At 74.6% G+C, this 22,263-nt stretch carries 19 protein-coding genes; 5 read left to right on the forward strand and 14 right to left on the reverse strand.

The window, feature by feature from the left end; genetic code table 11:
* Positions 1-79 precede the first annotated feature (79 nt).
* Positions 80-1,039, forward strand: coding sequence for a hypothetical protein (locus O2W14_RS11765; RefSeq protein ID WP_269176282.1), 960 nt, complete (start codon positions 80-82; stop codon positions 1,037-1,039).
* A gap of 105 nt (positions 1,040-1,144) precedes the next feature.
* Here the strand turns inward: O2W14_RS11765 and ilvC are convergent, their stop codons facing one another.
* The 6 genes from ilvC to ilvD form a co-directional block, all read right to left on the reverse strand.
* A complete protein-coding gene (gene ilvC / locus O2W14_RS11770; protein WP_269176283.1) occupies positions 1,145-2,170 on the reverse strand; it encodes a ketol-acid reductoisomerase in 1,026 nt (341 codons plus the stop codon).
* 78 nt (positions 2,171-2,248) lie between these two features.
* Positions 2,249-2,779: an acetolactate synthase small subunit gene (gene ilvN / locus O2W14_RS11775; protein WP_269176284.1), complete on the reverse strand. Its 531-nt coding sequence runs from the start codon at positions 2,777-2,779 to the stop codon at positions 2,249-2,251.
* Between the two features lie 85 nt (positions 2,780-2,864).
* Positions 2,865-4,802 (reverse strand): acetolactate synthase large subunit, encoded by a 1,938-nt coding sequence (locus O2W14_RS11780; protein ID WP_269176285.1) that lies wholly within the window; start codon positions 4,800-4,802, stop codon positions 2,865-2,867.
* A 238-nt stretch (positions 4,803-5,040) separates the two neighbouring features.
* Positions 5,041-6,621, reverse strand: coding sequence for a putative bifunctional diguanylate cyclase/phosphodiesterase (locus tag O2W14_RS11785; protein WP_269176286.1), 1,581 nt, complete (start codon positions 6,619-6,621; stop codon positions 5,041-5,043).
* Positions 6,622-6,677: 56 nt separating this feature from the next.
* Positions 6,678-8,606 (reverse strand): putative bifunctional diguanylate cyclase/phosphodiesterase, encoded by a 1,929-nt coding sequence (locus tag O2W14_RS11790; protein ID WP_269176287.1) that lies wholly within the window; start codon positions 8,604-8,606, stop codon positions 6,678-6,680.
* Positions 8,607-8,706: 100 nt separating this feature from the next.
* Entirely contained in the window at positions 8,707-10,419 is a 1,713-nt protein-coding gene (ilvD, locus tag O2W14_RS11795; protein ID WP_269176288.1) for a dihydroxy-acid dehydratase, read from the reverse strand.
* A gap of 100 nt (positions 10,420-10,519) precedes the next feature.
* On the opposite strand from ilvD, the gene O2W14_RS11800 reads away from it, so the two are divergent.
* Positions 10,520-10,876 (forward strand): PH domain-containing protein, encoded by a 357-nt coding sequence (locus tag O2W14_RS11800; RefSeq protein ID WP_269176289.1) that lies wholly within the window; start codon positions 10,520-10,522, stop codon positions 10,874-10,876.
* Between the two features lie 83 nt (positions 10,877-10,959).
* Here O2W14_RS11800 and O2W14_RS11805 read toward each other — a convergent pair whose 3' ends face one another.
* Positions 10,960-11,934 (reverse strand): 2-hydroxyacid dehydrogenase, encoded by a 975-nt coding sequence (locus tag O2W14_RS11805; protein WP_269176290.1) that lies wholly within the window; start codon positions 11,932-11,934, stop codon positions 10,960-10,962.
* An 82-nt stretch (positions 11,935-12,016) separates the two neighbouring features.
* On the opposite strand from O2W14_RS11805, the gene O2W14_RS11810 reads away from it, so the two are divergent.
* Positions 12,017-13,162: a PQQ-dependent sugar dehydrogenase gene (locus O2W14_RS11810; protein WP_269176291.1), complete on the forward strand. Its 1,146-nt coding sequence runs from the start codon at positions 12,017-12,019 to the stop codon at positions 13,160-13,162.
* Between the two features lie 18 nt (positions 13,163-13,180).
* On the opposite strand, the gene O2W14_RS11815 is transcribed toward O2W14_RS11810, so the two are convergent.
* The 5 genes from O2W14_RS11815 to gatC form a co-directional block, all read right to left on the reverse strand.
* Positions 13,181-13,735, reverse strand: a complete 555-nt coding sequence (locus O2W14_RS11815) for a GNAT family N-acetyltransferase (protein ID WP_269176292.1) — start codon at positions 13,733-13,735, stop codon at positions 13,181-13,183.
* A 9-nt stretch (positions 13,736-13,744) separates the two neighbouring features.
* A complete protein-coding gene (gene gatB, locus O2W14_RS11820; protein ID WP_269176293.1) occupies positions 13,745-15,250 on the reverse strand; it encodes an Asp-tRNA(Asn)/Glu-tRNA(Gln) amidotransferase subunit GatB in 1,506 nt (501 codons plus the stop codon).
* On the reverse strand, positions 15,247-15,438 hold the full coding sequence (locus O2W14_RS11825; protein WP_269176294.1) for a hypothetical protein: 192 nt from the start codon (positions 15,436-15,438) through the stop codon (positions 15,247-15,249). The genes gatB and O2W14_RS11825 overlap by 4 nt, the downstream gene beginning before the upstream one ends.
* Entirely contained in the window at positions 15,435-16,943 is a 1,509-nt protein-coding gene (gatA, locus tag O2W14_RS11830; protein ID WP_269176295.1) for an Asp-tRNA(Asn)/Glu-tRNA(Gln) amidotransferase subunit GatA, read from the reverse strand. Before gatA ends, O2W14_RS11825 begins: the two co-directional genes overlap by 4 nt.
* 80 nt (positions 16,944-17,023) lie before the next feature.
* Positions 17,024-17,323: an Asp-tRNA(Asn)/Glu-tRNA(Gln) amidotransferase subunit GatC gene (gatC, locus tag O2W14_RS11835; protein ID WP_269176296.1), complete on the reverse strand. Its 300-nt coding sequence runs from the start codon at positions 17,321-17,323 to the stop codon at positions 17,024-17,026.
* Between the two features lie 195 nt (positions 17,324-17,518).
* Here gatC and O2W14_RS11840 point away from each other — a divergent pair, with 195 nt between their 5' ends.
* Positions 17,519-18,181, forward strand: a complete 663-nt coding sequence (locus tag O2W14_RS11840) for an ACT domain-containing protein (RefSeq protein WP_269176297.1) — start codon at positions 17,519-17,521, stop codon at positions 18,179-18,181.
* A gap of 60 nt (positions 18,182-18,241) precedes the next feature.
* Here O2W14_RS11840 and ligA read toward each other — a convergent pair whose 3' ends face one another.
* Entirely contained in the window at positions 18,242-20,560 is a 2,319-nt protein-coding gene (gene ligA / locus O2W14_RS11845; protein WP_269176298.1) for an NAD-dependent DNA ligase LigA, read from the reverse strand.
* A gap of 110 nt (positions 20,561-20,670) precedes the next feature.
* Here ligA and O2W14_RS11850 point away from each other — a divergent pair, with 110 nt between their 5' ends.
* Complete coding sequence (locus O2W14_RS11850) at positions 20,671-20,841, forward strand: hypothetical protein (RefSeq protein WP_269176299.1); 171 nt, start codon at positions 20,671-20,673, stop codon at positions 20,839-20,841.
* 54 nt (positions 20,842-20,895) lie between these two features.
* Here O2W14_RS11850 and O2W14_RS11855 read toward each other — a convergent pair whose 3' ends face one another.
* On the reverse strand, positions 20,896-22,107 hold the full coding sequence (locus O2W14_RS11855) for an HNH endonuclease signature motif containing protein (RefSeq protein WP_269176300.1): 1,212 nt from the start codon (positions 22,105-22,107) through the stop codon (positions 20,896-20,898).
* Positions 22,108-22,263: the final 156 nt, after the last annotated feature.

The raw sequence follows: 22,263 nt of genomic DNA on the forward strand, positions 1-22,263 counted from the left end.
GGCGTGCTTGCCCGCCTCCCGACGCACGGTCAAGCTGACGGCGCAGCGCCGGGACGACCGGCCCCGTGCGGAGGAGACCATGAGCAACGACCGGGACGACGCCCAGGGCCGGCAGCAGCCGGACCCCTCCGGCACGGAGGGCGCTCAGCACCCGGCGGAGGACACCGGTGCGGTGGACCGGGGCGGGGTGGACGACGCCCCCGCGGCCGGCGCCACGGCGGCCGCTGCCGGGGCGACGGCGGCGGGCCCCCACTCGTCCTGGGCGTCGCCCGAGCAGGACCAGGGGTCCTGGGGGACGCCGCAGCACGGCTCAGGGACCGGCGTGCAGACGCCCCCGTACGGGCAGCAGCCCCCGTACGACCAGCAGTCCTACGGGCAGCAGTACGGCTCCCCCTACGGCCAGGCACCGCAGTACGGCCAGTCCCCCTACGGCCAGGCACCCTGGGGTCAGGCCCCGTACGGACAGGGCCCGCAGTACGGGCAGTCCCCCTACGGCCAGCCCGTCGCCCACGGCGGCCCCGGGCAGCCGGCCGTGCCGGGCCGACCGGGCACGGTGATCACCTCGGCGGTGCTCGGCCTGCTCTACGGCGTCCTCGGTCTGCTCACCGCGCTGCTGTTCGTGATCGGTGGCGCCTACGCCGACGACTTCCTCGACGCCGTCGAGGACACCGACCCCTCGCTCGAGGGCACGTTGGGGTCCTCCGAGGTCGACGGCTTCCGGGCCGTCCTGGTGGTGTTCGGCGTCGTCGCCCTGGTGTGGGCCGTGGTGATGGTCTGGGGCAGCTTCCTGGCACTGCGTGGGCGCAGCCGCGTGCTGCTGCTGGTGGGGGCCTGGATCGCGGTCGCCGTCACCGCGGTGCTGCTGCTCCTCGCGGTCGTCGGCGCGGCCACCGCCCCCGAGGGCGGCGGGGCGGGCGGGATCGTCCTCTTCCTGCTGCTCTTCCTGGGCACCGTGGCGATGGCCGTGCTGCTCCTGCTGCGGCCCTCGGCCGCGTACTTCGCCATCCACCGCCAGCGCCGGGCCCTGGCCCCCCGCTGAACGACGACAGCCCCCGCAGCACACGGCTGCGGGGGCTGCTCGGCCCCGTCCCGGGTCCCGCCCTGAGCGTGCTCAGGGCGGGGAGGACGGGGTCCTCCGACTTCGTCAGCGGGCGGCGGTACCGGTGTAGTCGTCGCTGGCGCTGACCCAGCTCATCAGGCCGCGCAGCTCGCGGCCGGTGGCCTCGATCGGGTGCGCCTCGGCGGCGGCCCGCTTGGCCGTGAAGTCCGGCGCGCCGGCGTCCTGGTCGGCGATGAAGGCCGCGGCCCACGAGCCGTCCTGGATGGCGGTGAGGACGTCCTTCATCGACTCCTTGACGCGGGCGTCGATCACCTTCGGGCCGGAGGTGTAGTCGCCGTACTCGGCGGTGTCGGAGACCGACCAGCGCTGCTTGGCGATGCCGCCCTCGTACATGAGGTCGACGATCAGCTTGAGCTCGTGCAGGCACTCGAAGTAGGCGATCTCGGGCTGGTAGCCGGCCTCGGTGAGGGTCTCGAAGCCGGCGGTCACCAGGGCGGACATGCCGCCGCACAGCACGGCCTGCTCGCCGAAGAGGTCGGTCTCGGTCTCCTCGGCGAACGTCGTCTTGATGACGCCGGCGCGGGAGCCGCCGATGGCCTTGGCGTAGGACAGCGCGAGGGCCTGGGCGGAGCCGGAGGCGTCCTGCTCGACGGCGATGAGGCAGGGCACGCCCTTGCCGTCGCTGAACTCGCGGCGCACGAGGTGGCCGGGGCCCTTGGGGGCGACCATGGCGACGTCCACGCCGGCCGGGGGCTTGATGTAGCCGAAGCGGATGTTGAAGCCGTGGCCGAAGAACAGCGCGTCGCCGTCCTGCAGGTTGGGCTCGACGGACTCGGCGTACAGCGAGCGCTGCACGTGGTCCGGCGCCAGGATCATGATCAGGTCGGCCTCGGCGGACGCCTCGGCCGGGGTCACGACGCGCAGGCCCTCGGCCTCGGCCTTGGCCCGGCTCTTGGACCCCTCGGGCAGGCCGACGCGGACGTCGACGCCGGAGTCGCGCAGCGACAGCGCGTGGGCGTGGCCCTGGCTGCCGTAGCCCAGGACGGCGACCGTGCGCCCCTGGATGATCGAGAGGTCGGCGTCGGCGTCGTAGAAGATCTCGGCGGCCATGCGGTGATGCACTCCTTGGATCGGTGGGTGGGCCGGCGGTGGCCGGCCCGGTTCAGGGGGTGGTTCAGGCGGGTGGGGTCACGCGGAGCGCTGGTCGACGGGACGCAGGCTGCCAGAACCGCTCATCGACCGCGGACCCCGGCCGAGCGCGACCGTGCCGGACTGGGCCATCTCCTTGATGCCCAGCGGCGCGAGCACCGCCAGCAGTGCCCGCAGCTTCTCCGGCGTCCCGGTCGCCTCGATGGTGACGGTGTCGGTGTTGACGTCGACCACCCGGGCCCGGAACAGCTCGGCGGTCTGCAGGACGGTGGCGCGGTCGGTCAGCGGTGCACGCACCTTGACCAGCAGCAGCTCCCGCTCCACCGACGCCTCGCCGTCCAGCTCGACGATCTTGATCACCTCGATGAGCTTGTTCAGCTGCTTGGTGATCTGCTCCAGCGGCGCGGACTCCGCCTCGGCGACGATCGTCATCCGGGACAGGTCGGGGTTCTCGGTCGGGCCGACGGCGAGGGACTCGATGTTGAACCCGCGCCGGCTGAAGAGCGCCGACACCCGGGCCAGCACACCGGACTTGTTCTCGACCAGGACGGACAACGTGTGCCGTGGCATCAGACGGACCTCTTCCGATCAGGCAGTTCGGCCCCCGTGCAGGGGCCCGCCGCGAGCTTGCGAGTGGTGGGGGGCACGAGGGTCCTCACACCTGGTCGCCGCCGAAGTCGGGGCGCAGGCCCCGGGCGGCCATGATCGCGTCGTTGCTCGCCCCGGCGGCGACCATCGGCCACACCTGGGCGTCGGAGCCGACGATGAAGTCGATGACCACCGGCCGGTCGGTGATCGCCATGGCCTTCTCGATCACCGCGTCGACGTCGTCCTCGGTCTCGCACCGCAGCCCGACGCAGCCCAGCGCCTCGGCCAGGGTCACGAAGTCCGGGATGCGGACCTGCCGGGCGGCGGGGTCCTTGGCGCCGTGGGTGGCCAGGTGGGTGTTGGAGTAGCGGCCCTCGTAGAACAGGGTCTGCCACTGGCGCACCATGCCCAGGTTGCCGTTGTTGATGACGGCGACCTTGATGGGGATGCCCTCGATGGCGCAGGTGGCCAGCTCCTGGTTGGTCATCTGGAAGCAGCCGTCGCCGTCGATGGCCCACACCGTGGTGTCCGGACAGCCCACCTTGGCGCCCATGGCGGCCGGCACCGAGTAGCCCATGGTGCCCAGGCCCCCGCTGTTGAGCCAGGTGCCCGGCTTCTCGTACTTGATGAACTGGGCGGCCCACATCTGGTGCTGGCCGACGCCGGAGGTGTAGATCGTGTCCGGGCCGGCGATGGCCCCGAGGCGCTCGATCACGTACTGCGGCGAGAGCATGCCGTCCTCGGGCCGGTCGTAGCCCAGCGGGTAGCGGGTGCGCCAGTCCTCCAGCTGCTCCCACCACGCAGTCAGCTGCGGGGTGCGCCCGGCCTCGTGCTCGGCCCGCACGGCGGTGACCAGCTCGGCGATGGTGGCCTTGGCGTCGCCCACGATCGGGACGTCGGCGCGGCGGTTCTTGCCGATCTCGGCCGGGTCGATGTCGGCGTGGATGACCGCCGCGTCGGGGGCGAAGCTGGACAGCTGGCCGGTGACCCGGTCGTCGAAGCGGGCGCCAAGGGTGATCAGCAGGTCGGCCTTCTGCAGGGCGGTGACGGCCGCGACCGTGCCGTGCATGCCCGGCATGCCCAGGTTCTGCGGGTGGCTGTCGGGGAACGCGCCGCGGGCCATCAGCGTGGTGACCACCGGCGCACCGGTCAGCTCGGCCAGCTCGGCCAGCTCGTCGGTGGCGTGGGCCTTGAGGACGCCGCCGCCGACGTAGAGCACCGGCTGGCGCGCGGCGGCGATGAGCGCGGCGGCCTCGCGGACCTGCTTGCCGTGCGGGCGGGTGGTGGGCTTGTAGCCGGGCAGGTCGATCCGCGGCGGCCAGCTGAAGTCGGTGGTCGCCTGCAGGACGTCCTTGGGGACGTCGACCAGCACGGGGCCGGGCCGGCCGGTGCTGGCCAGGTGGAAGGCCTCGGCGATCCGCTGCGGGATCTCGTCGGCCGACGTCACCAGGAAGCTGTGCTTGGTGATCGGCATCGTGATGCCGCGGATGTCGGCCTCCTGGAACCCGTCGGTGCCGATCAGCGTGCTGGACACCTGACCGGTGATCGCCACGACGGGCACGGAGTCCATGTAGGCGTCGGCCAGCGGGGTCACCAGGTTGGTCGCACCGGGGCCGGAGGTCGCCATGCAGACGCCGACCCGGCCGGTGGCCTGCGCGTACCCGGTGGCGGCGTGCCCGGCGCCCTGCTCGTGGCGGACGAGGACGTGGCGCACCGCGGAGTCGAAGAGCGGGTCGTAGAGCGGGAGGATCGCCCCGCCCGGGATGCCGAAGACGACGTCGACACCGACCGCCTCGAGCGAGCGGACCAGGCTCTGCGCGCCGGTGATGCCCGTGGCCGGCTCGGACGCGGACTCGGCCATCGTCCGGGCGGTGGTCTCGACCCCGAGGGTGGCCTGCGCGGCGGCGTCCGTGGGCGTCGTCGGCACGGCCGGGGCCGGGCCGGCGCCCGGCGCGGGCGAGGTGGGGGCGGTGGAGGTGCGGCCGGTGCTGGCGGTGGTGCTCATCTGACGATCTCCCTGGGCGCGGGTGGGGTGCTGGCGCGGACGCCTGTCGCTGGCCGGCCAGGTGGTGCCCGGCCAACAAAAAACCCCTCGTGCCGTTGGCACGGAGGGGTGGCGCGTCGGTCGGGGTGGACCGGCGCGCTAGTGGATCGCTACGAGCAGACGAGTGCGAGGCACCAGGACACTGTGCGCCTGTCGGCGCGGTCGCGTCAACCAGGCCGTCCCAGTGGATGGGACGAGGTCACTCACCCACTGGGACGGCGAGCGCGGGGCCGAGCGCCGGGGCGTCGAGCACCCGCTCGTCGAAGGCGTCGATCACCGCACCCAGCTCGGCCGGGCACGTCGGCCTGCCCAGCAGGTGGCCCTGCAGGAAGCGGCAGCCCAGGTCACGCAGCGCGGCCAGCTGGCCGGGGGTCTCCACGCCCTCGGCGACCACGTCGATGGACAGCCGCCGGCCCAGCTCGATCACGCTGTGCACCAGCGCGGCGCTGCGGGCGTCGTCGGTGATCCCGGCCAGGAACTCGCGGTCCATCTTCAGCACGTCGACCGGCAACCGGGCCAGGTGGGCGAAGGTCGAGTAGCCGCGGCCGAAGTCGTCCAGGGAGATGACGCAGCCCATGTCGTGCAGGGTCTGCAGGTCCCCGCCGGCCCGCTCGATCTCGCCGATGAACATCGACTCGGTGACCTCCAGCATCAGCCGGCGGGCCGGCAGCCCGGCCCGGGCCAGCGCGGCGGTCACGTCGCGCACCAGGCTGCCCGACCGCAGGTGACGGACGCTGATGTTGACGCCCAGCTGCAGGTCCCGCCCCTCCGCCAGCAGCCGGGCGAGCTCGGCGGTGGCCTGGTCGAGCACCCAGCGCTGCAGCGGGACGACCAGGCCGTCGTCCTCGGCCAGCGGCACGAACTCCGACGGCGACACCTCCCCCAGGACCGGGTGGTCCCAGCGGACCAGCGCCTCCACGCCCAGGACGCGGCGCTCGACGGTGCCGACCACGGGCTGGTAGACCAGCCGCAGCTGCCCGTGGGCCAGCGCGTCGGGCAGGTCGCGGACCAGCCGGTTGCGCCGCACGGTCGCACCGTCGGCGGCCGCGCCGTACAGGCGGACGCAGCCCTTGCCGGCGGCCTTGGCCGCGCGGAGCGCCACGTCGGCGTCGCGCAGGCTCACCGACACCTCCTCGGCGGGCTGCAGCTCGGCGACGCCGATGCTGCACGAGACGTCGAAGACCAGGTCGGGGTCGGTGCCGACGGTGGGCACCGACCGGTGGACGTCGGCCAGCTCGGCGATGATCCGCTCCGCCAGCGCCGCGGCCTCGGCCACGCCCGAGCGCACCACGACGGCGAACTCGTCGCCACCGAGCCGGCTGACCAGGTCCTCGTCCCGCACGGTCACCCGCAGCCGGTCGGCGACCTCGACCAGCAGCAGGTCCCCTGCCTCGTGCCCGGCGATGTCGTTGACCGCCTTGAAGCCGTCGAGGTCCAGCAGCAGCACGGTGCACGGCTCCCCGTGGGCGGCCCGGCTGCGCGCACCGGCCAGGGCGGCCATCAGGCGGGCGCGGTTGGGCAGCCCGGTGAGGTGGTCGCTGTAGGCCATCCGCTCCAGCTCCTGCTGGCTCGTGCGGTCCTCGTGCAGGTGGGCACCGGGTCCCGGCAGCCCGGCGGGCGGCGCCGCCGGCACGAGGCCGGCCACCAGCGCCACCAGCACCAGCACCGCGGCCACGAGGGCCTCGGTGGCGGTGACCGGGCGCCCGGCGACCGGGCCGCCGAGCAGCAGCAGGCCACCGAGGGCCAGCGCGGCGCCGACGACGAACGCACGCGGGGGCACCGGGGGCGCGACGACGTCCGTCCGCCGCCGTCGCGGCACCGGGCGGCCGGGTCCGCTCACAGGAGGGCCACCGGACCGGGAGCGGTGCCGTCCGCCGGAGCGGGCCGCGGCGCGGGCACGCCGGGCCACAACCGGCCGCCGTCGGCCTCCAGCAGCCCGGTGAGCGCGATGAGCCCGACCGGCCGGGAGAGCAGGAAACCCTGGGCGAAGCCGCAGCCGAGGTTGTGCAGGACGGCCAGCTGGCCGACCGTCTCCACGCCCTCGGCGACGACGTCGACGCCCAGCGTCGCGCCGAGGGTGACCACCGCGGCGCAGACGGCCCGCACGTAGGGGTCCCGGTCGATCCGGGCCAGCAGCGTGCGGTCGAGCTTGAGGACGTCGACCGGCAGCCGGCCCAGGTCCGCCAGCGAGGACGCGCCGCGACCGACGTCGTCCAGGGCGACGTGCACGCCCATCAGCCGGAGCGCGGAGACGTCGTCGCGGACCCGCGGCCCGGACAGTGCGGACTCGGCGAGCTCGACCACCAGGCGTTCGGGCGGCAGACCGCTGTCGGCCAGCGCCCGCGTCACGTCGGCGACCAGGGTGCCGGCGGCCAGGTGGGCGGCCGAGACGTTGACGCCCAGGCGGAGCGCGGGCCCGGACTGCGGCAGCCCGACCACCGCGCGGGTGGCCTCCTGCAGCACCCAGCGCTGCAGGTCGACGGTCAGCCCGGCCCGGGCGGCCACCGGCAGGAACTCCTCCGGCGGGACGTCGCCGAGGTCGGGGTGCCGCCAGCGCATCAGCGCCTCGACGCCGGCGACCCGGCGCTCGGTCAGGTCGACGACCGGCAGCCAGGCGAGCTCGAGCTCCCCGCGGCCGCGGGCGCCGACGAGGTCGTGGCGCAGCTGGTCGCGGCGGTCGCGGACGGCGGTGAGCTCGGGGTGGTGGCGGTGCACCGAGCCGGTCCCGGCCGACCGGGCGGCGGCGAGGGCGAGCTCGGCGTGGTCCTGGACCTGCGCGGCGGTCAGCCCGGGCGACAGCGGGGCCAGCCCGACGACGGCGCACAGGTCGACCAGGCCGGCCGCGGTGACGATCGGGGCCTCCAGGACCGCCAGGCAGCGGGCGGCGAGCCGGCCGACCTCGGTGGGGGTACCCGACGCCAGCACGGCGAACAGCTCGGCGTCGACGCGGGACACCTCGTCGGTGCCGCGCACGGTGGCACGGAGCCGACGGGCGACCTCGACCAGCGCAGCGTCGACGACGCTGCGGCCGGCGTCCTCGTGCACCGCCCGCAGCCCGTGCACCTCGACCAGCAGGAGGCTCAGGCCGGCCGTGCCGGCGGCCAGGTCCTCGTGCACCGACCGCTCCTGGGCCGCCCGGTTGGGCAGGCCGGTGAGCGGGTCGGTGTAGGCCAGCGCGCACAGCTCGCGCTCGCGGTCGTCGCGGGCGGTGACGTCGCGGCCGCGCACGACCAGCGCCCGGACGTCGGGGTCGGCGCGCAGGTCGCTGACCGTGGTCTCGAGCACCCGCGGGAGGCCGGTGTCCGGCAGCAGCCGGAGGGTGTGCCGGGCGCCGGCGGGCTGCGGGCCGAGGAGCCGGGCGCGCACCTCGGCGGCGTCCTCGGCGGGCACGCACCCGGTCAGCGGCCGGCCGGGCAGACCGGGCACGGCGGGGGTGACCTGCCGGATGCGCAGGTCGCCGTCCAGCGTGAGGACGACGTCGCCCTCGGCCGTGGCCAGCGCGCGGTGGACCGCCTCGCTGCGGCGGAGCCGGGCGGACTCGCGGGCCTGCACCCGGGCGGCGAGGGACCGCTGGAGGGCGGTCAGCGCCAGGCAGCCGCCGAGGGCCGCGCCGGCGACCGGCGGGAGGTCGACGTCGAGCAGGGCCGCGGCGAGGAGTGCGAGCGCGGCGGCGACCAGGGCCAGTTGCGGGACCAGCCGCCCGGACAGGCGCAGCCGCGCCTGGTCGGTGGCGGTGGCCGGGGCGGCACGCCGCTCCCCGGGCACTGACCGACGACGCGTGGGCTCCACCCCAGCACTGTCGACCGATGTCCCCCCGCACCACAGGGTGCGGGGGGACGGGTCACCCGTTGGGGCTGGTCACCGCTCAGCTGGTGATGGCGCCCTGGGCGGCCGAGCCGACGAGCCTGGCGTACTTGGCGAGCACGCCGCGGGTGTAGCGCGGCTCCGGCGGCGCCCAGCCCTCACGGCGGGTGGCGAGCTCGGCCTCGTCGACCAGCAGGTCCATGGTGCGGGCGGTGAGGTCGAGCCGGATGCGGTCGCCGTCCCGGACGAAGGCGATCGGTCCGCCGTCGGCGGCCTCGGGGGCGATGTGCCCGATGCACAGACCGGTCGTGCCGCCGGAGAACCGGCCGTCGGTGAGCAGCAGCACGTCCTTGCCCAGCCCCGCGCCCTTGATGGCGCCGGTGACGGCGAGCATCTCGCGCATGCCCGGGCCGCCACGGGGGCCCTCGTAGCGGATGACCACGACGTCGTTGGCCTTCAGGGTGCCCTCGGTGACGGCGTCCATGGCGCCCTGCTCGCCGTCGAAGACCCGGGCGGTGCCCTCGAAGACGTCGGCGTCGAAGCCGGCGGACTTCACGACCGCCCCCTCCGGTGCCAGCGACCCGCGCAGGATCGTGATCCCGCCCGTGCGATGGATCGGGTCGGCCATCGCGTGGATGATCGCGCCGTCGGGGTCCGGCGGGGACAGCTCGGCGAGGTTCTCCGCCAGCGTCTTCCCGGTCACGGTGAGCGCGTCGCCGTGCAGCAGCCCGGCGTCGAGCAGGGCGCGCATGACCACCGGGACGCCGCCGATGCGGTCGACGTCGGTCATGACGAACCGGCCGAAAGGCTTCACGTCGGCCAGGTGCGGCGTCCGGTCACCGATCCGGTTGAAGTCGTCGAGGGTCAGGTCGACGTCGGCCTCGTGCGCGATCGCCAGCAGGTGCAGGACGACGTTGGTGGAGCCACCGAGGGCCATGGCCACGGTGATGGCGTTCTCGAACGCCTCCTTGGTCATGATCTGCCGGGCGGTGATGCCCTTGCGGAGCAGCTCGACCACGGCCTCGCCCGACCGCACGGCGATGTCGTCGCGGCGGCGGTCCGGAGCCGGCGGGGCGGCGCTGCCGGGCAGCGCCATGCCGAGGGCCTCGGCGACGCTGGCCATCGTGTTGGCGGTGTACATGCCGCCGCAGGAGCCCATGCCGGGGCAGGCGGCCTTCTCGATCGCGGTCAGCTCGTCACGGGTGATCTTCCCGGCCGCGCAGGCGCCGACGCCCTCGAACACGTCGATGATCGTCATGTCCTCGCGGTCGCCGAGCTTGCCCGGCAGCGTCGAGCCGGAGTAGACGAACACGCTGGCCAGGTCCAGGCGGGCGGCGGCCATCAGCATGCCGGGCAGCGACTTGTCGCAGCCGGCCAGCAGGACGGTGCCGTCCAGCCGCTCGGCGAACACGACGGTCTCGACGGAGTCGGCGATCACCTCGCGGGAGACCAGCGAGGCGCGCATGCCCTCGTGGCCCATGGAGATGCCGTCGGAGACCGAGATCGTGCCGAACTCCAGCGGGAAGCCGCCGGCGGCGTGCACGCCCTCCTTGGCGGACTTGGCCAGCCGGTCCAGCGAGAGGTTGCACGGGGTGATCTCGTTCCACGACGAGGCCACGCCGACCTGCGGCTTGGCGAAGTCGTCGTCGCCCATCCCCACGGCGCGGAGCATCGCCCGGGCCGGGGCCTTGGCGTCCCCGTCGGTGACCTCGCGGCTGCGCGGCTTGATGTCGACGGAGTCGGTGGTGGTCGGGCTGTCCTCGACGGTCGTCACGACCGGCGATGGTAGGCCGGTGCGGAGCGGCCATGACGGGCCTGGTCGCCCCGTCCCACGGTCTGGGAAGATCCACGGTGTGGCTGTCGCTCGTCTGCGCATGAGCCGGACAGCGCTGCTGCCGGTCGTCATCGGGTTCGCCTGCGTCCTGCCGCTGGCGGGGGTGACGCTGTGGGCGCTTCTCCTGATGGCCGTGCCGGCCGCCGCGGCCGCCTGGGTGGTGCGGGTCGGGGTCGACGTCTCCGACGCCGGGGTGACCGCGCGCTCACTGACCAGTGCCCGCACGGTTGGGTGGTCGGAGCTGTCCGGCATCCGGGTCGGCCCGCGCCGGGACCTGTGGCTGGTCACCACCGCCGGCACCCAGGTCAAGCTGCCGGTGCTCCGCGCCCGCGACCTCCCCCAGCTGTCGTCCCTCTCCGGCGGCCGCATCCCCGACCCCGAGGCCCCCACCTCCTGAAGCCCGTCCCCGCCGGCCCCCGCGGCCCCCTCGCAGGGGCCCGCCACGAGCCTGCGAGTGGTGGGGGGCGAGGGGGTCCTTCGTCAGTAGTCGGTGACGACGTTCTGCAGCGGCTCCCCCGCCAGGATCCGCTCGAGCTGGTCGGTGACGGCGGCGGCGGCGCGGGCCTCGGTGTCGGGGACGGCACCGCCGACGTGCGGGGTCAGCAGCAGGCCCGGCGCCGTCCACAGCGGGTGGCCCTCGGGCAGCGGCTCGGGGTCGGTGACGTCTAGGGCCGCCCGCAGGCGCCCGGCGGTCAGCTCGGCCAGCAGCGCGTCGGTGTCCACGACCACCCCACGGGCGGCGTTGACCAGCAGGGCGCCGTCCTTCATGGCCGCGAGGAACGTCGCGTCGACCATGCCGGTGGTCTGCGGGGTCACCGGCACGATGAGCACGACGACGTCGGCGTCGGGCAGCAGTGCGGGCAGCTCCTCGAAGCCGTGCACGCCCTCGCGGGCGGTCCGGGCGACGTAGGTGAGCTCGACGTCGAAGCCGGCCATCATCGACCCGATGGTGCGGCCGATGTCCCCGGCGCCGACCACGAGCACCCGCGCCCCGACCAGGCTGGCGAACGTGCCCGGTGACCAGCGGCCGGCGTCGGTCTCGCGGACGTAGTGCGGGATGCCGCGCTGGGCGGCCAGCGTCGCGGTGACCGCCCACTCCGCGGTGGCCGGGGTGTGCGCGCCGCGGGCGTTGCACAACGTCACCCGCGCGGGCAGCTTCCCGGCGAACAGCTCGGCACCGGCGCTGCGCAGCTGGACCAGCTGCAACCGGGGCAGCGCGTCGAGGAGCTCGTCGGGCAGCTCCCCGCGCGGCACGAGGACCTGGGCCTGCGCGGCCTCCCCGGTGGGCAGGCCCTCGCGGAGGTCGTAGCGGTGCACCCGCACCCGCGGGGACAGCTGCTCGACCGCCTCGGCCAGCGCTCCGGAGGGGACGAGGACGTGCAGCGTCTCCTCGGGACCGAGGTCCAGGACGGGGGCGGGGCGCGCGGGGGCCTGGTCGGCGGGTGCGTCGGACACGGCTCCCGACCCTAGGCGGGGACGCCGCCCGCCACCTGCCGGGGCACCCGGTGGTGCGCGCCGCCCGTCGTACTGTGGGCCGGTGGGACGGCGGAGCACGGCACCCGGGGCCCGGCGGCTGGCCGCGGTCGCGGTGGGCTGCCTGCTGCTCGCCGGCTGCGGCGGGGACGGCTACGAACCCGCCGGGCCGTTCCGCGAGCTGCCGCAGGGGCAGCCGCCCCAGGTGGCGCCGCCGCCGGAGGGCAACAGCATCCCCGCACCGCCCGCGCCCGGCTCCCCCGGCGGCGAGAAGTCCGAGGGCGACCCGAACGTGGTCGCGACCGACCTGGCCGTGCCCACCGGGCTGGTCGTGCTCCCCGACGGGACGGCGGTCGTCGGGGAGCGGGACACCGGCCGGCTGCTGCAGGTGTTCCCCGACCGCTCCCCCGCCCGCGAGCTGATGACGGTGCCGGGCATCGACACCGCCGGCGACGGCGGCCTGCTCGGGCTGGCGATCTCGCCGACGTTCACCGAGGACGGCCTGTACTACGCCTACGTGTCCACGGCCACGGACAACCGGGTGGTCCGCTTCCCGGCGGGCGGCGTCCCGAACCCGGTGCTGACCGGCATCCCGCACGGCGAGCAGCACAACGGCGGCGGGCTGCTGTTCGGGGCCGACGGCACGCTGTACGTGGGCACCGGCGACGTCGGCGACCCGGCGCTGGCCGCGGACCCGGCGTCCCTGGCCGGCAAGGTGCTCGCCGTCGACGTGTTCGGCCAGCCGGTGGGCGCCGGGCCGGTCTTCACCAGCGGGCACCGCGACGTCACCGCGCTGTGCTCCGACGGCGTGAGCCCGGTGTTCGCCGTCGACCCCGACGGCGACGCCCCCGACGAGCTGGAGGTCCTGGCCGACGGCCGGGACCTCGCGACCGCCGGCCCGGTGATCGAGATCGCCGCGGCCGACGCGGGCCTGGCCGGCTGTGCCGTCACCGGTCCCTACGTCTTCCTCGGCGCCCTGGACGGGGAGCGGGTGCACGTCGTCGAGCTCGACGGCACCGGCGCCCCGGTCGGCGAGCCGACCCCGTTCCTGCAGGGCCAGTACGGGCGGCTGCGCACCGTCGTCCTCGGCGGCGACGGGGCGCTGTGGATCACCACGTCCAACGAGGACGGCATCGGCACCCCGGCCGAGGACGACGACCGGGTGCTGCGCATCCTGCCGCCGGCCGGCGGCGCCAGCTCCCCGCTCTGAAGGAGGGCCCGCCGGCCGCTACGGGAGGGCCGGGCGGGTGAAGCGGTGGACGACGTGATCGAGCGGGTCGACCGGGTTGTCCGGGGTCATGTCGCCGGCCGCGTACCAGGTGGCCCCGGCTCGCTGCAGCGCCCGCCAGGACGCGACGTTGCCCACCGCCACCGGCACGAGCACGTCGGAGGCCCCCGGGTGGTCGGCGAACCCCCGGGCCACGGCCGCGGCGATCAGCGCCGTCCCGATGCCCTGGCCCCGCGCGTCGGGTTCCCCGAGGAGGTAGTCGATGCTCAGCGCGCCGGGAGGCACCTCGCAGACCGGGGCCAGCTCCTCGACGTACTCGGGGTAGGCCTCGATCGGGTAGACCTGCACCAGCCCGACCGGCCGCCCGGCCACCTCACCGACGTACAGCGCGGTGACGTCCTCGCCGTCGAGGCTGGGACCGAAGTCCCGCTCGACCGCCTCCGGGCTGCTGTCGTGCGCCCACCACCGGGCCACCAGCGGCTCGGCCAGCCAGCGGCCGAGCAGCGGGAGGTCGGCCCGGGTGAGCGGACGCAGGACGACGGTGGGCAGGGCCACCGGGCCAGGCTAGGAGCCCAGCACCCGTTCCTCCAGCATCCGCTTCACGGTCGGGGCATCGGCCTTGCCGCGGGTGGTCTTCATGACCGCACCCACGAGCGCGCCGAGTGCGGCGACCTTGCCCGACTGCACCTTGGCGATGACGTCGGGGGCGCCGGCGATCGCGGCCTCGACCGCGGCCACCAGCTCGTCGGACTCCCCCATCACGGCCAGGCCCTGGGCCTCCACGACCTGCGCCGGGTCGCCCTGGCCGGCCAGCACGCCGTCGAGCACCTGCCGGGCGAGCTTGTCGTTGATCGTGCCCGCGCTGACCAGCCCGCACAGCTGCGCCACCTGCACGGGGGTGACGGCCAGCTCGGCCAGCTCCACGGCGGTGTCGTTGGCGCGGCGGGCCAGGTCGCCCAGCCACCACTTGCGGGCGTCGCCCGGGGCTGCACCGGCGGCGACGGTCTGCTCGACCAGGCCCAGGGCACCGGCGTTGGCCAGCCAGGTCATCTCGGTGCCGGAGATGCCCCACTCCTCCTGCAGCCGGGCCCGGCGGGCGGCCGGCAGCTCGGGCAGGCCGGCGCGCAGCGTCTCGATCCAGTCGGCGTCGGGGGCCAGCGGCACGAGGTCGGGCTCGGGGAAGTACCGGTAGTCGGTCGCCTCCTCCTTGCTGCGCCCGGAGGAGGTGGTGCCGGTGTCCTCGTGGAAGTGCCGCGTCTCCTGCACCACGCGGCCGCCCTCGTCGAGGACGGCGGCCTGGCGGCGCATCTCGAACCGCACGGCCCGCTCGACCGAGCGCAGCGAGTTGACGTTCTTGGTCTCGGTGCGGGTGCCGAGCTCCGTGGCGCCGGTGGGGTTGAGCGAGATGTTGACGTCGCAGCGCAGGCTGCCCTGCTCCATGCGGACGTCGGAGGCGCCGAGGGCCTGCACGATCTCGCGCAGCTCGGTGACGTAGGCGCGGGCCACCTCGGGGGCAAGCGCGCCGGCGCCGGGCACCGGGCGGGTGACGATCTCCACCAGCGGAATGCCGGCCCGGTTGAAGTCGACCAGCGAGTGGTCGGCGCCGTGGATGCGGCCGGTGGCGCCACCGACGTGCAGGTTCTTGCCGGTGTCCTCCTCCAGGTGCACCCGCTCGACCTCGACCCGGTAGGTCTTCCCGTCCACCTCGACGTCCAGGTGCCCGTCGACGCACAGCGGCTCGTCGAACTGGCTGGTCTGGTAGCCCTTGGGGATGTCGGGGTAGAAGTAGTTCTTCCGCGCGAACCGCGACCAGCTGGCGATGCTGCAGCCCAGCGCGAGGCCGATCTGGATGGTCGACTCCACCGCGGCGGCGTTGGCCACCGGCAGCGACCCGGGCATGCCCAGGCACACCGGGCAGGTCTGGGTGTTGGGCTCGGCGCCGAAGGTGGTCGAGCAGCCGCAGAACATCTTCGAGGCGGTGCCCAGCTCGACGTGGGTCTCCAGGCCGATGACGGGCTCGTAGCGGGTCAGCAGCTCGTCGTAGTCGACGAGGCGGTCAGCGGTGCTCACTTGCGCTCCTCAGCAGAGGACGGGCCGGACGGCGTGGAGCGGAAGGCGACGAGCGCCGCCCCGCCGGTCAGCACGCCGAGGACGATGAAGACGGCGAAGACGGCGCGGCCGCTGGTGGCCCAGCCGACGATGCCGACGACGACGACGAAGAGGACCAGGGCCCAGGCTGCCTTCAGCGGGCCGGTCATGCGGGCAGCTCGTCGAGGAGCCGGTGCCCACGGGCGGCGTCCTGGGCGGCCTCGAGTGCGGCGGCGACCCGGTAGCAGCGGTCGTCGGCGAGCGCGGGGGCCATGACCTGGAAGCCGACGGGCAGGCCCTCGGACAGCCCGCTGGGCACCGAGATGGCCGGCAGGCCGGCGAGGCTGGCCGGCAGGGTGCACAGGTCGGCGGCGTACATCGCGATCGGGTCCTCGACGCGGGAGCCGATCGGGAAGGCGACCGTCGGGGTGGTGGGGCTGACCAGCACGTCGACGCCGGTGAAGGCGGCGGTGAAGTCGCGGGTGATCAGCGTGCGCACCTTCTGCGCCTGCGCGTAGTAGGCGTCGTAGAGCCCGCTGGACAGCGCGTAGGTGCCCAGGATGATCCGCCGCTTGACCTCGGGCCCGAAGCCCTGCTCGCGGGTCAGGGCCATGACCTCGTCGAGGTCGTGGCTGCCGTCGTCGCCGACCCGCAGGCCGAACCGGACGCCCTCGTAGCGGGACAGGTTCGACGAGGCCTCGCTGGGGGCGATCAGGTAGTAGGCCGGCAGCGCCAGGTCGAAGGACGGGCAGGAGACCTCGACGACCTCGGCACCCAGGCCGGCCAGCAGCTCGACCGCCTCGCGGGTGCGGGCCAGGACGCCGTCCTCGTAGCCCTCGGTGTGCCCGTCGCCGCCGAGCTCGCGGACGACGCCGACCCGGACGCCGCGCAGGTCGCCCGCGGCACCGGCCCGGGCGGCGTCGGCCAGCCCGGTGAGGGGGCTGTCGATGCTGGTGGAGTCGCGCGGGTCGTGGCCGCCGATGACCTCGTGCATCAGCGCGGCGTCGAGCACCGTGCGCGCCATCGGGCCGGCCTGGTCGAGGCTGGAGGAGAAGGCGATGAGGCCGTAGCGGGACACCGAGCCGTAGGTGGGCTTGTGCCCGACCAGCCCGGTCACGGCGGCCGGCTGGCGGATGGAGCCGCCGGTGTCGGTGCCGATCGACCAGGGCGCGAGGTGCCCGGCGACCGCGGCGGACGACCCGCCGGACGAGCCGCCCGGGATCCGGTCGCGGTCCCAGGGGTTGCGGGTGACCTGGTAGGCGGAGTTCTCGGTGGAGGAGCCCATCGCGAACTCGTCCATGTTGGTCTTGCCCAGCAGGACCGTGCCGGCCTCGGCCAGCCGGGTGGCGAGGGTGGCGCTGTACGGCGGGCGCCAGCCCTCGAGGATCCTCGAGCCGCTGGTGGTCGGCACGCCCTCGGTGACGACGAGGTCCTTGAGCGCCACGGGCACACCGGCCAGCGGGCCCAGCTCGTCGCCGCGGGCCCGGGCCTCGTCGATCGCGGTGGCACCGGCGAGCGCAGCCTCGGCCTCGACGTGCAGGTAGGCGCCCAGGGCGCCGTCCTCGGCGGCGATGCGGTCCAGGTGCGCGCGGGTCACCTCGACCGCGCTCACCTCGCCGGCGGAGAGCAGCCGGGACAGACCCGCGACGTCGGTGGTCGTCAGGTCTGAGCCCACTGCTCGACTCCCCGCTCGTTCCGCTCCTCGGTCGCTGGCGCTCCCTGCGATGCTCGCTCGCGGGTCGTTCTCGGCGCTGCTCACTCGGCGTCCCCCAGGATGCGCGGCACGCGGAAGCGGTCGTCCTCGGCGGCGGGGGCACCGGCCAGCACGACGTCGCGGGACAGGCTCGGGGTCACCACGTCGGGGCGCAGCACGTTGGTCAGCGGGACGGCGTGCGACATCGGCGGCACGTCGGCCACCGCGGCCTCACCGACCCGCGCCACGGCGGCCAGCACCTGGTCCAGCTGCCCGGCGAACCGGTCCAGCTCCTCGTCGGTGACCGCCAGACGGGCCAGACGGGCGAGGTGCGCCACGTCGTCCCGGGAGATGCTGCTCAAAGCTGGGGGACCTCACTTCGTCGACGTCGTGCTGCTGCGACCTGCGCCGCAGACCTCGTGTCAACTGTACGTGGGGCAGGTCGCTGCCCCGGCCGCGCGCCGGTGTTCGCCACAGGCCCCCCGGATGCGGGAGGCTCCTCCCGTCCACGATCGACGCCGATCGGCCCGCTCAGCAGGCGCACCCGGAGGAGATCCGTGTCCTACCTCTTGCGGCTGGTCGTGCCCGACCGGCCCGGCACCCTCGGCGCCGTCGCCACCGCGCTCGGCGACGCCGGGATCGACATCGTGTCCGTCGACGTCCTGGAGCGCGGCAACGGCGTGGCCGTGGACGACATCGTCGTCGAGCTGCCCCTCGACCGGGTGGCCGACAGCCTGATCACCGCAGCGACCGCCGTGCCCGGCGTCCAGGTGGAGTCGCTGCGCCCGTTCGCCGGCCCGATGGACACCCACCGCGAGCTCGACCTGCTCGAGGCCCTCGCCCCGGCCGGGGTCGGGACGGCGAAGGTGCTGGCCGCCGAGCTGCCCCGGGTGTTCCGCAGCGGCTGGGCGGTGGTGCTCGCCGGGACGTCGGCGGACCTGACCGTGCTGGCCGCCTCCGACGCCGCGCCCGCACTGGACGGCGTGCCGCTGCCCTGGCTGCCGCTGACCACTCCCCTGCTGCTGCCCAGCGACGCCGACTGGGTGCCGCTGCGCTGGCAGGAGATGGCCGTGGAGATGATGGCCGCCCCGCTGGACCCCGACGGCACCGCGGTGCTGCTGGGCCGGTCCGGCGGTCCGGCGTTCCGCCGGTCGGAGCTGCTGCGGCTGGCCCACCTCACCGGCCTGGCCGCCACCGTCGCCCGGCTGCCACCGGCCTGAGGGAGGACCCCGCTGCCGCCCACCGCTCACACGCTCGCGGCGGGCCCTGCAGCGGGGCCGTCAGCCCTCCGGCGCCGGCTCGTCCGCGGCGGGCTCGTCGGCCTGACTCACCGGCTCGGCGGCGTCCGGCTCGGCGGCCTCTGCGGGCGGCTTCGTGCGCGACCGCGGCGCCCGCTTCGGCTTCGGGGTGGGCTCGGCAGCCACCTCCGGCTCCGCCGGTTCGGTGCCGTCGCCGATGGTCGCGACCTCCCGGGCGGCGTCCGGCCCCTGGTCCAGCAGGACCGTGAAGCCGTCGTCGTCCAGGATCGGCGCCTTGACCTGCACGGCCTTGTCGTACTTGCTGCCGGGGTCGGCACCGACGACGACGAAGCCGGTCTTCTTCGACACCCCGCTGGTCACCTTGCCGCCGCGCTCCTGGATGGCGGCGATGGCCTCGTCACGGCTGTGGTCGCGCAGCGAACCGGTGACCACGACCGTGACGCCGGTGAGCGGTCCGGGGGCGTCGTCGACGTCGGCGTCGGCCATCCGCACGCCGGCCTGGCGCCACTTCTCCACCACGTCGCGGTGCCAGTCGACGGCGAACCAGTCGCGGACCGCGGTGGCGATGGTCGGGCCCACGCCCTCGGCCGCGGCCAGCTCCTCCTGGCTCGCGGCCATCAGCCGGTCGATGGAGCGGAACTCCCGGGCCAGCGCCTGTGCCGCGGTGGGCCCGACGTGCCGGATGGACAACGCGACCAGGACCCGCCACAGCGGCACGTCCTTGCGCGTCTGCAGGTTGGCCAGCAGCCGCCCGCCGTTGGCGGAGAGCGTGCCGTCCTTCTTGGTGAAGAAGGCGGTGCGGCGCAGCGCCTCCTCGTCGAGGGAGAAGACGTCGCCCTCGTCGGTGAGCAGGTGCTCGGCGAGCAGGGCGATCGCCGCCTCGTAGCCGAGCACCTCGATGTCGAACGCGCCGCGGCCGGCGACGTGGAAGACGCGCTCGCGCAGCTGGGCGGGGCAGGACCGGGCGTTGGGGCACCGGATGTCGGCGTCGCCCTCCTTCTCCGGGCGCAGCTCCGTGCCGCACTCGGGGCAGTGCGTGGGGAAGACGAACTCGTGCTCGGACCCGTCGCGGGCGGCGACCACCGGGCCGAGCACCTCGGGGATCACGTCGCCGGCCTTGCGGATGACGACGGTGTCGCCGATCAGCACGCCCTTGCGCTTGACCTCGCTGGCGTTGTGCAGGGTGGCCAGGCCCACGGTGGAGCCGGCGACCTTGACCGGCTCCATGTACGCGAAGGGCGTCACCCGGCCGGTGCGGCCGACGTTGACCTTGATGTCGAGGAGCTTGGTGGTGGCCTCCTCCGGCGGGTACTTGAAGGCGATCGCCCAGCGCGGGGCGCGGCTGGTGGAGCCCAGCCGGCGCTGCAGGGAGACCTGGTCGACCTTGACCACGACGCCGTCGATCTCGTGCTCGACCGAGTGCCGCGCCTCGCGGTAGCGCTCGATGTAGGCCCAGACGGCGGGGAGGTCCGCGACCACCTCGTAGCGGGAGCTGGTGGGCAGGCCCCAGGCCGCCAGCTGCTCGTAGGCCGCGGACTGGGTGGCCGGCTCGAAGCCGCGGCGGGCGCCCAGGCCGTGGACGACCATGCTCAGCGGGCGCTTGGCGGTCTCGCGGGCGTCCTTCTGCCGCAGTGAGCCGGCGGCGGCGTTGCGCGGGTTGGCGAACGGGGCCTTGCCGGCCTCGACCAGCCCGGCGTTGACCTCGGCGAACGCGGCGACCGGGAAGTAGACCTCGCCCCGCACTTCGAGGAAGTCCGGGACGTCGTCGCCGGTGAGCTGCTGCGGGACGACGGCGAGGGTGCGCACGTTGGCGGTGACGTCCTCGCCGGTGACGCCGTCGCCGCGGGTGGCCGCGCCGGTGAGCCGGCCGTTCTCGTAGACCAGGTCGATGGCCAGGCCGTCGACCTTCAGCTCGCACAGCCAGCCGGCACCGGTGGCGCCGTCCCGCTCGGCGCGGGCGGCCCAGGCCGACAGCTCGTCGGAGCTGAAGACGTTGTCCAGGCTCTGCATGCGCTCGGGGTGGGTGACCGGGGCGAAGGTGGCACCGAACCCGCCGTTGACCTTCTGGCTCGGCGAGTCGGGGGTGACCAGCGCCGGGTGCGCGGCCTCCAGCTCCTTGAGCTCGGCCATCCGCTCGTCGTACTGGCCGTCGCTGACCAGCGGCGCGTCCTGCACGTAGTAGGCGAACGCGTACCGGTCCAGCTCCTCGGCGAGGTCGCGGTGCCGGGTGCGCGCGTCGTCGGGGACCTCGGTGAGGTCCTTCCGGTCGACGGCGGCCTCGACCGCGGGCTGGTCGGGTCCGCCGACGGCTTCCTGCTCCACCTGGTCCGCGCTGGTCACGGTGGGCACGGTATCCGGCAGGTACGACAGCCAACCGGACCCCGAGCCCGGTTCGCTCGCGCGGGGTCTGCCGCCTCCGCGAGCTACTCGCCGGTGCGACGATGCGCGCCGTGTCGAGGTCGGTGATGTGCGCGTTCTGCGGTGGGGGGGTCGAGGGCGGCCCGGTCGACCCCTGCGCGCTCATCGTCGTCGCGCGCTGGCGCACGCCCGGGCCCGAGCAGCGGAGCAACAGTTCTTCACGCACGCCGAGTGCCTACGCGCGCGACTGCACCCCGACGTGACTCCACTCGCCCGCGTCCTGGACGCCGACTGGGACGGCGACGAGCTGTAGCCCGCTACAGCGGTGGTCCGATCAGGATCTCGGTGCCGTCGGGTCTCCAAGTGCGCCACCGATGCCCCGGTGGCGCAGCGTCGTCGCGTTGCACGCGGAACCCGTGGTGGACCTTGGTGTGGTGGCGTTCGCAGAGCAACGCCGAGTTGTCGAGGCTGGTCTCCCCGCCGTTGACCCACTCGACGAGGTGGTGGACGTCGCACCAGTGCGTCGGCGATCCACAACCGGCGAACACGCAGTGCCGGTCCCGCTGCTCGACCGCCCGGCGCAGGTGTGGCGGGACCACCCGGTGGGTGCGGCCGACGTCCAGCGGGAGCCCGTCGGGGCCGAGCACGATCCGGGTGATGGTCGAGTCGCACGCCACCCAGCGGGCCCGGGCTGCCGACAGCGTGGCGCCGAAGCCCGTCCGCGCGGCGTCCGGGCCGGTGGTGGGGTCGACCAGGTCCTCCAGGTCGACGGTCACCACGACGTGCGGCTTGACCGTGCGCAGCGTCGGCAGGTCACCGGTGGCCAGCTGGTTGTCGCACAGCTGCACGAGCGCGTCGGCGTTCTGCTGGGCGCGGGTGCGCTCATCACCCTTCGGGCGGCCGGCCTGCACGATCGACTCGATCGCGGCCTGCACCTTCTCCCCGCCCACCGCGTCGAGGTCGAAGCGGCCGGTGACGCTGCCATCGGCGTGCCTGGCGATCGACAGCCGGCGTCCCTCGGTCGGGTCCGGCTCCGTGCCGTCCGGGTCCAGCGCAGCCTCGAACGCCTGCACCGCCGCCACCAGCGTCTGGTGCGACGCCTCCGCCGCCACGGTCGTCCAGGCCTCGTCGAACGGCGCCAGGTCGATGCCCTGCTCGGCCGCCCTGGCCAGCTCCACCGGCCCGACCTTCGCCGCCACCACGTCCACCTGCGCCGCCGTCACCGCACCGTCGGCGAACCCGGCCGCCAACACCGGGAAGTGCTCCAACGCGCGACCTGACCGCACGATGCGCGAGGCCTCCGCGGGCGCCAGCCGGGCGTGCCCGATCAGCCACGACCGCATCGTCCTGATGCCGTCGTGCTCGGCGGCCTGCGTCAGCTCTCCGTGCCGCACCGTGCGCGTCAGCTCGGCGCTGGCCCGGTTGACCACCTGCGCCAGGAGAGCTGCCCGGTTCAGCACCTGACCGTCGGACAGCGAGTGCAGGTCCTCCGTCGTCAGGGCGTCGAGAGCCGACCGCAACTCGCTCACGACACCCCCTGACGCTACTCGAACACCTGTACGAACCGTACCGGTCGACACACGTCCTGGCAACACGAAAGGCCAGGTCAGAGACCTGTCCACAGATGTGCAGCCACTCTTGACAGGTCCTCGTCAGGCCGGATCGACCTCCCGGGAGACGGACAC

The sequence above is a fragment of the Modestobacter sp. VKM Ac-2986 genome (assembly GCF_026967795.1).
Lineage (GTDB): Bacteria > Actinomycetota > Actinomycetes > Mycobacteriales > Geodermatophilaceae > Modestobacter.

What these genes read in the sequence shown, in the direction of transcription:
- ilvN (WP_269176284.1), bottom strand. Translation starts at nt 2,779, where the DNA reads ATGCCACGGCACACGTTGTCCGTCCTGGTCGAGAACAAGTCCGGTGTG.
- O2W14_RS11800 (WP_269176289.1), top strand. Translation starts at nt 10,520, where the DNA reads ATGAGCCGGACAGCGCTGCTGCCGGTCGTCATCGGGTTCGCCTGCGTC.
- ilvC (WP_269176283.1), bottom strand. Translation starts at nt 2,170, where the DNA reads ATGGCCGCCGAGATCTTCTACGACGCCGACGCCGACCTCTCGATCATC.
- O2W14_RS11825 (WP_269176294.1), bottom strand. Translation starts at nt 15,438, where the DNA reads ATGACCGGCCCGCTGAAGGCAGCCTGGGCCCTGGTCCTCTTCGTCGTC.
- O2W14_RS11780 (WP_269176285.1), bottom strand. Translation starts at nt 4,802, where the DNA reads ATGAGCACCACCGCCAGCACCGGCCGCACCTCCACCGCCCCCACCTCG.
- O2W14_RS11765 (WP_269176282.1), top strand. Translation starts at nt 80, where the DNA reads ATGAGCAACGACCGGGACGACGCCCAGGGCCGGCAGCAGCCGGACCCC.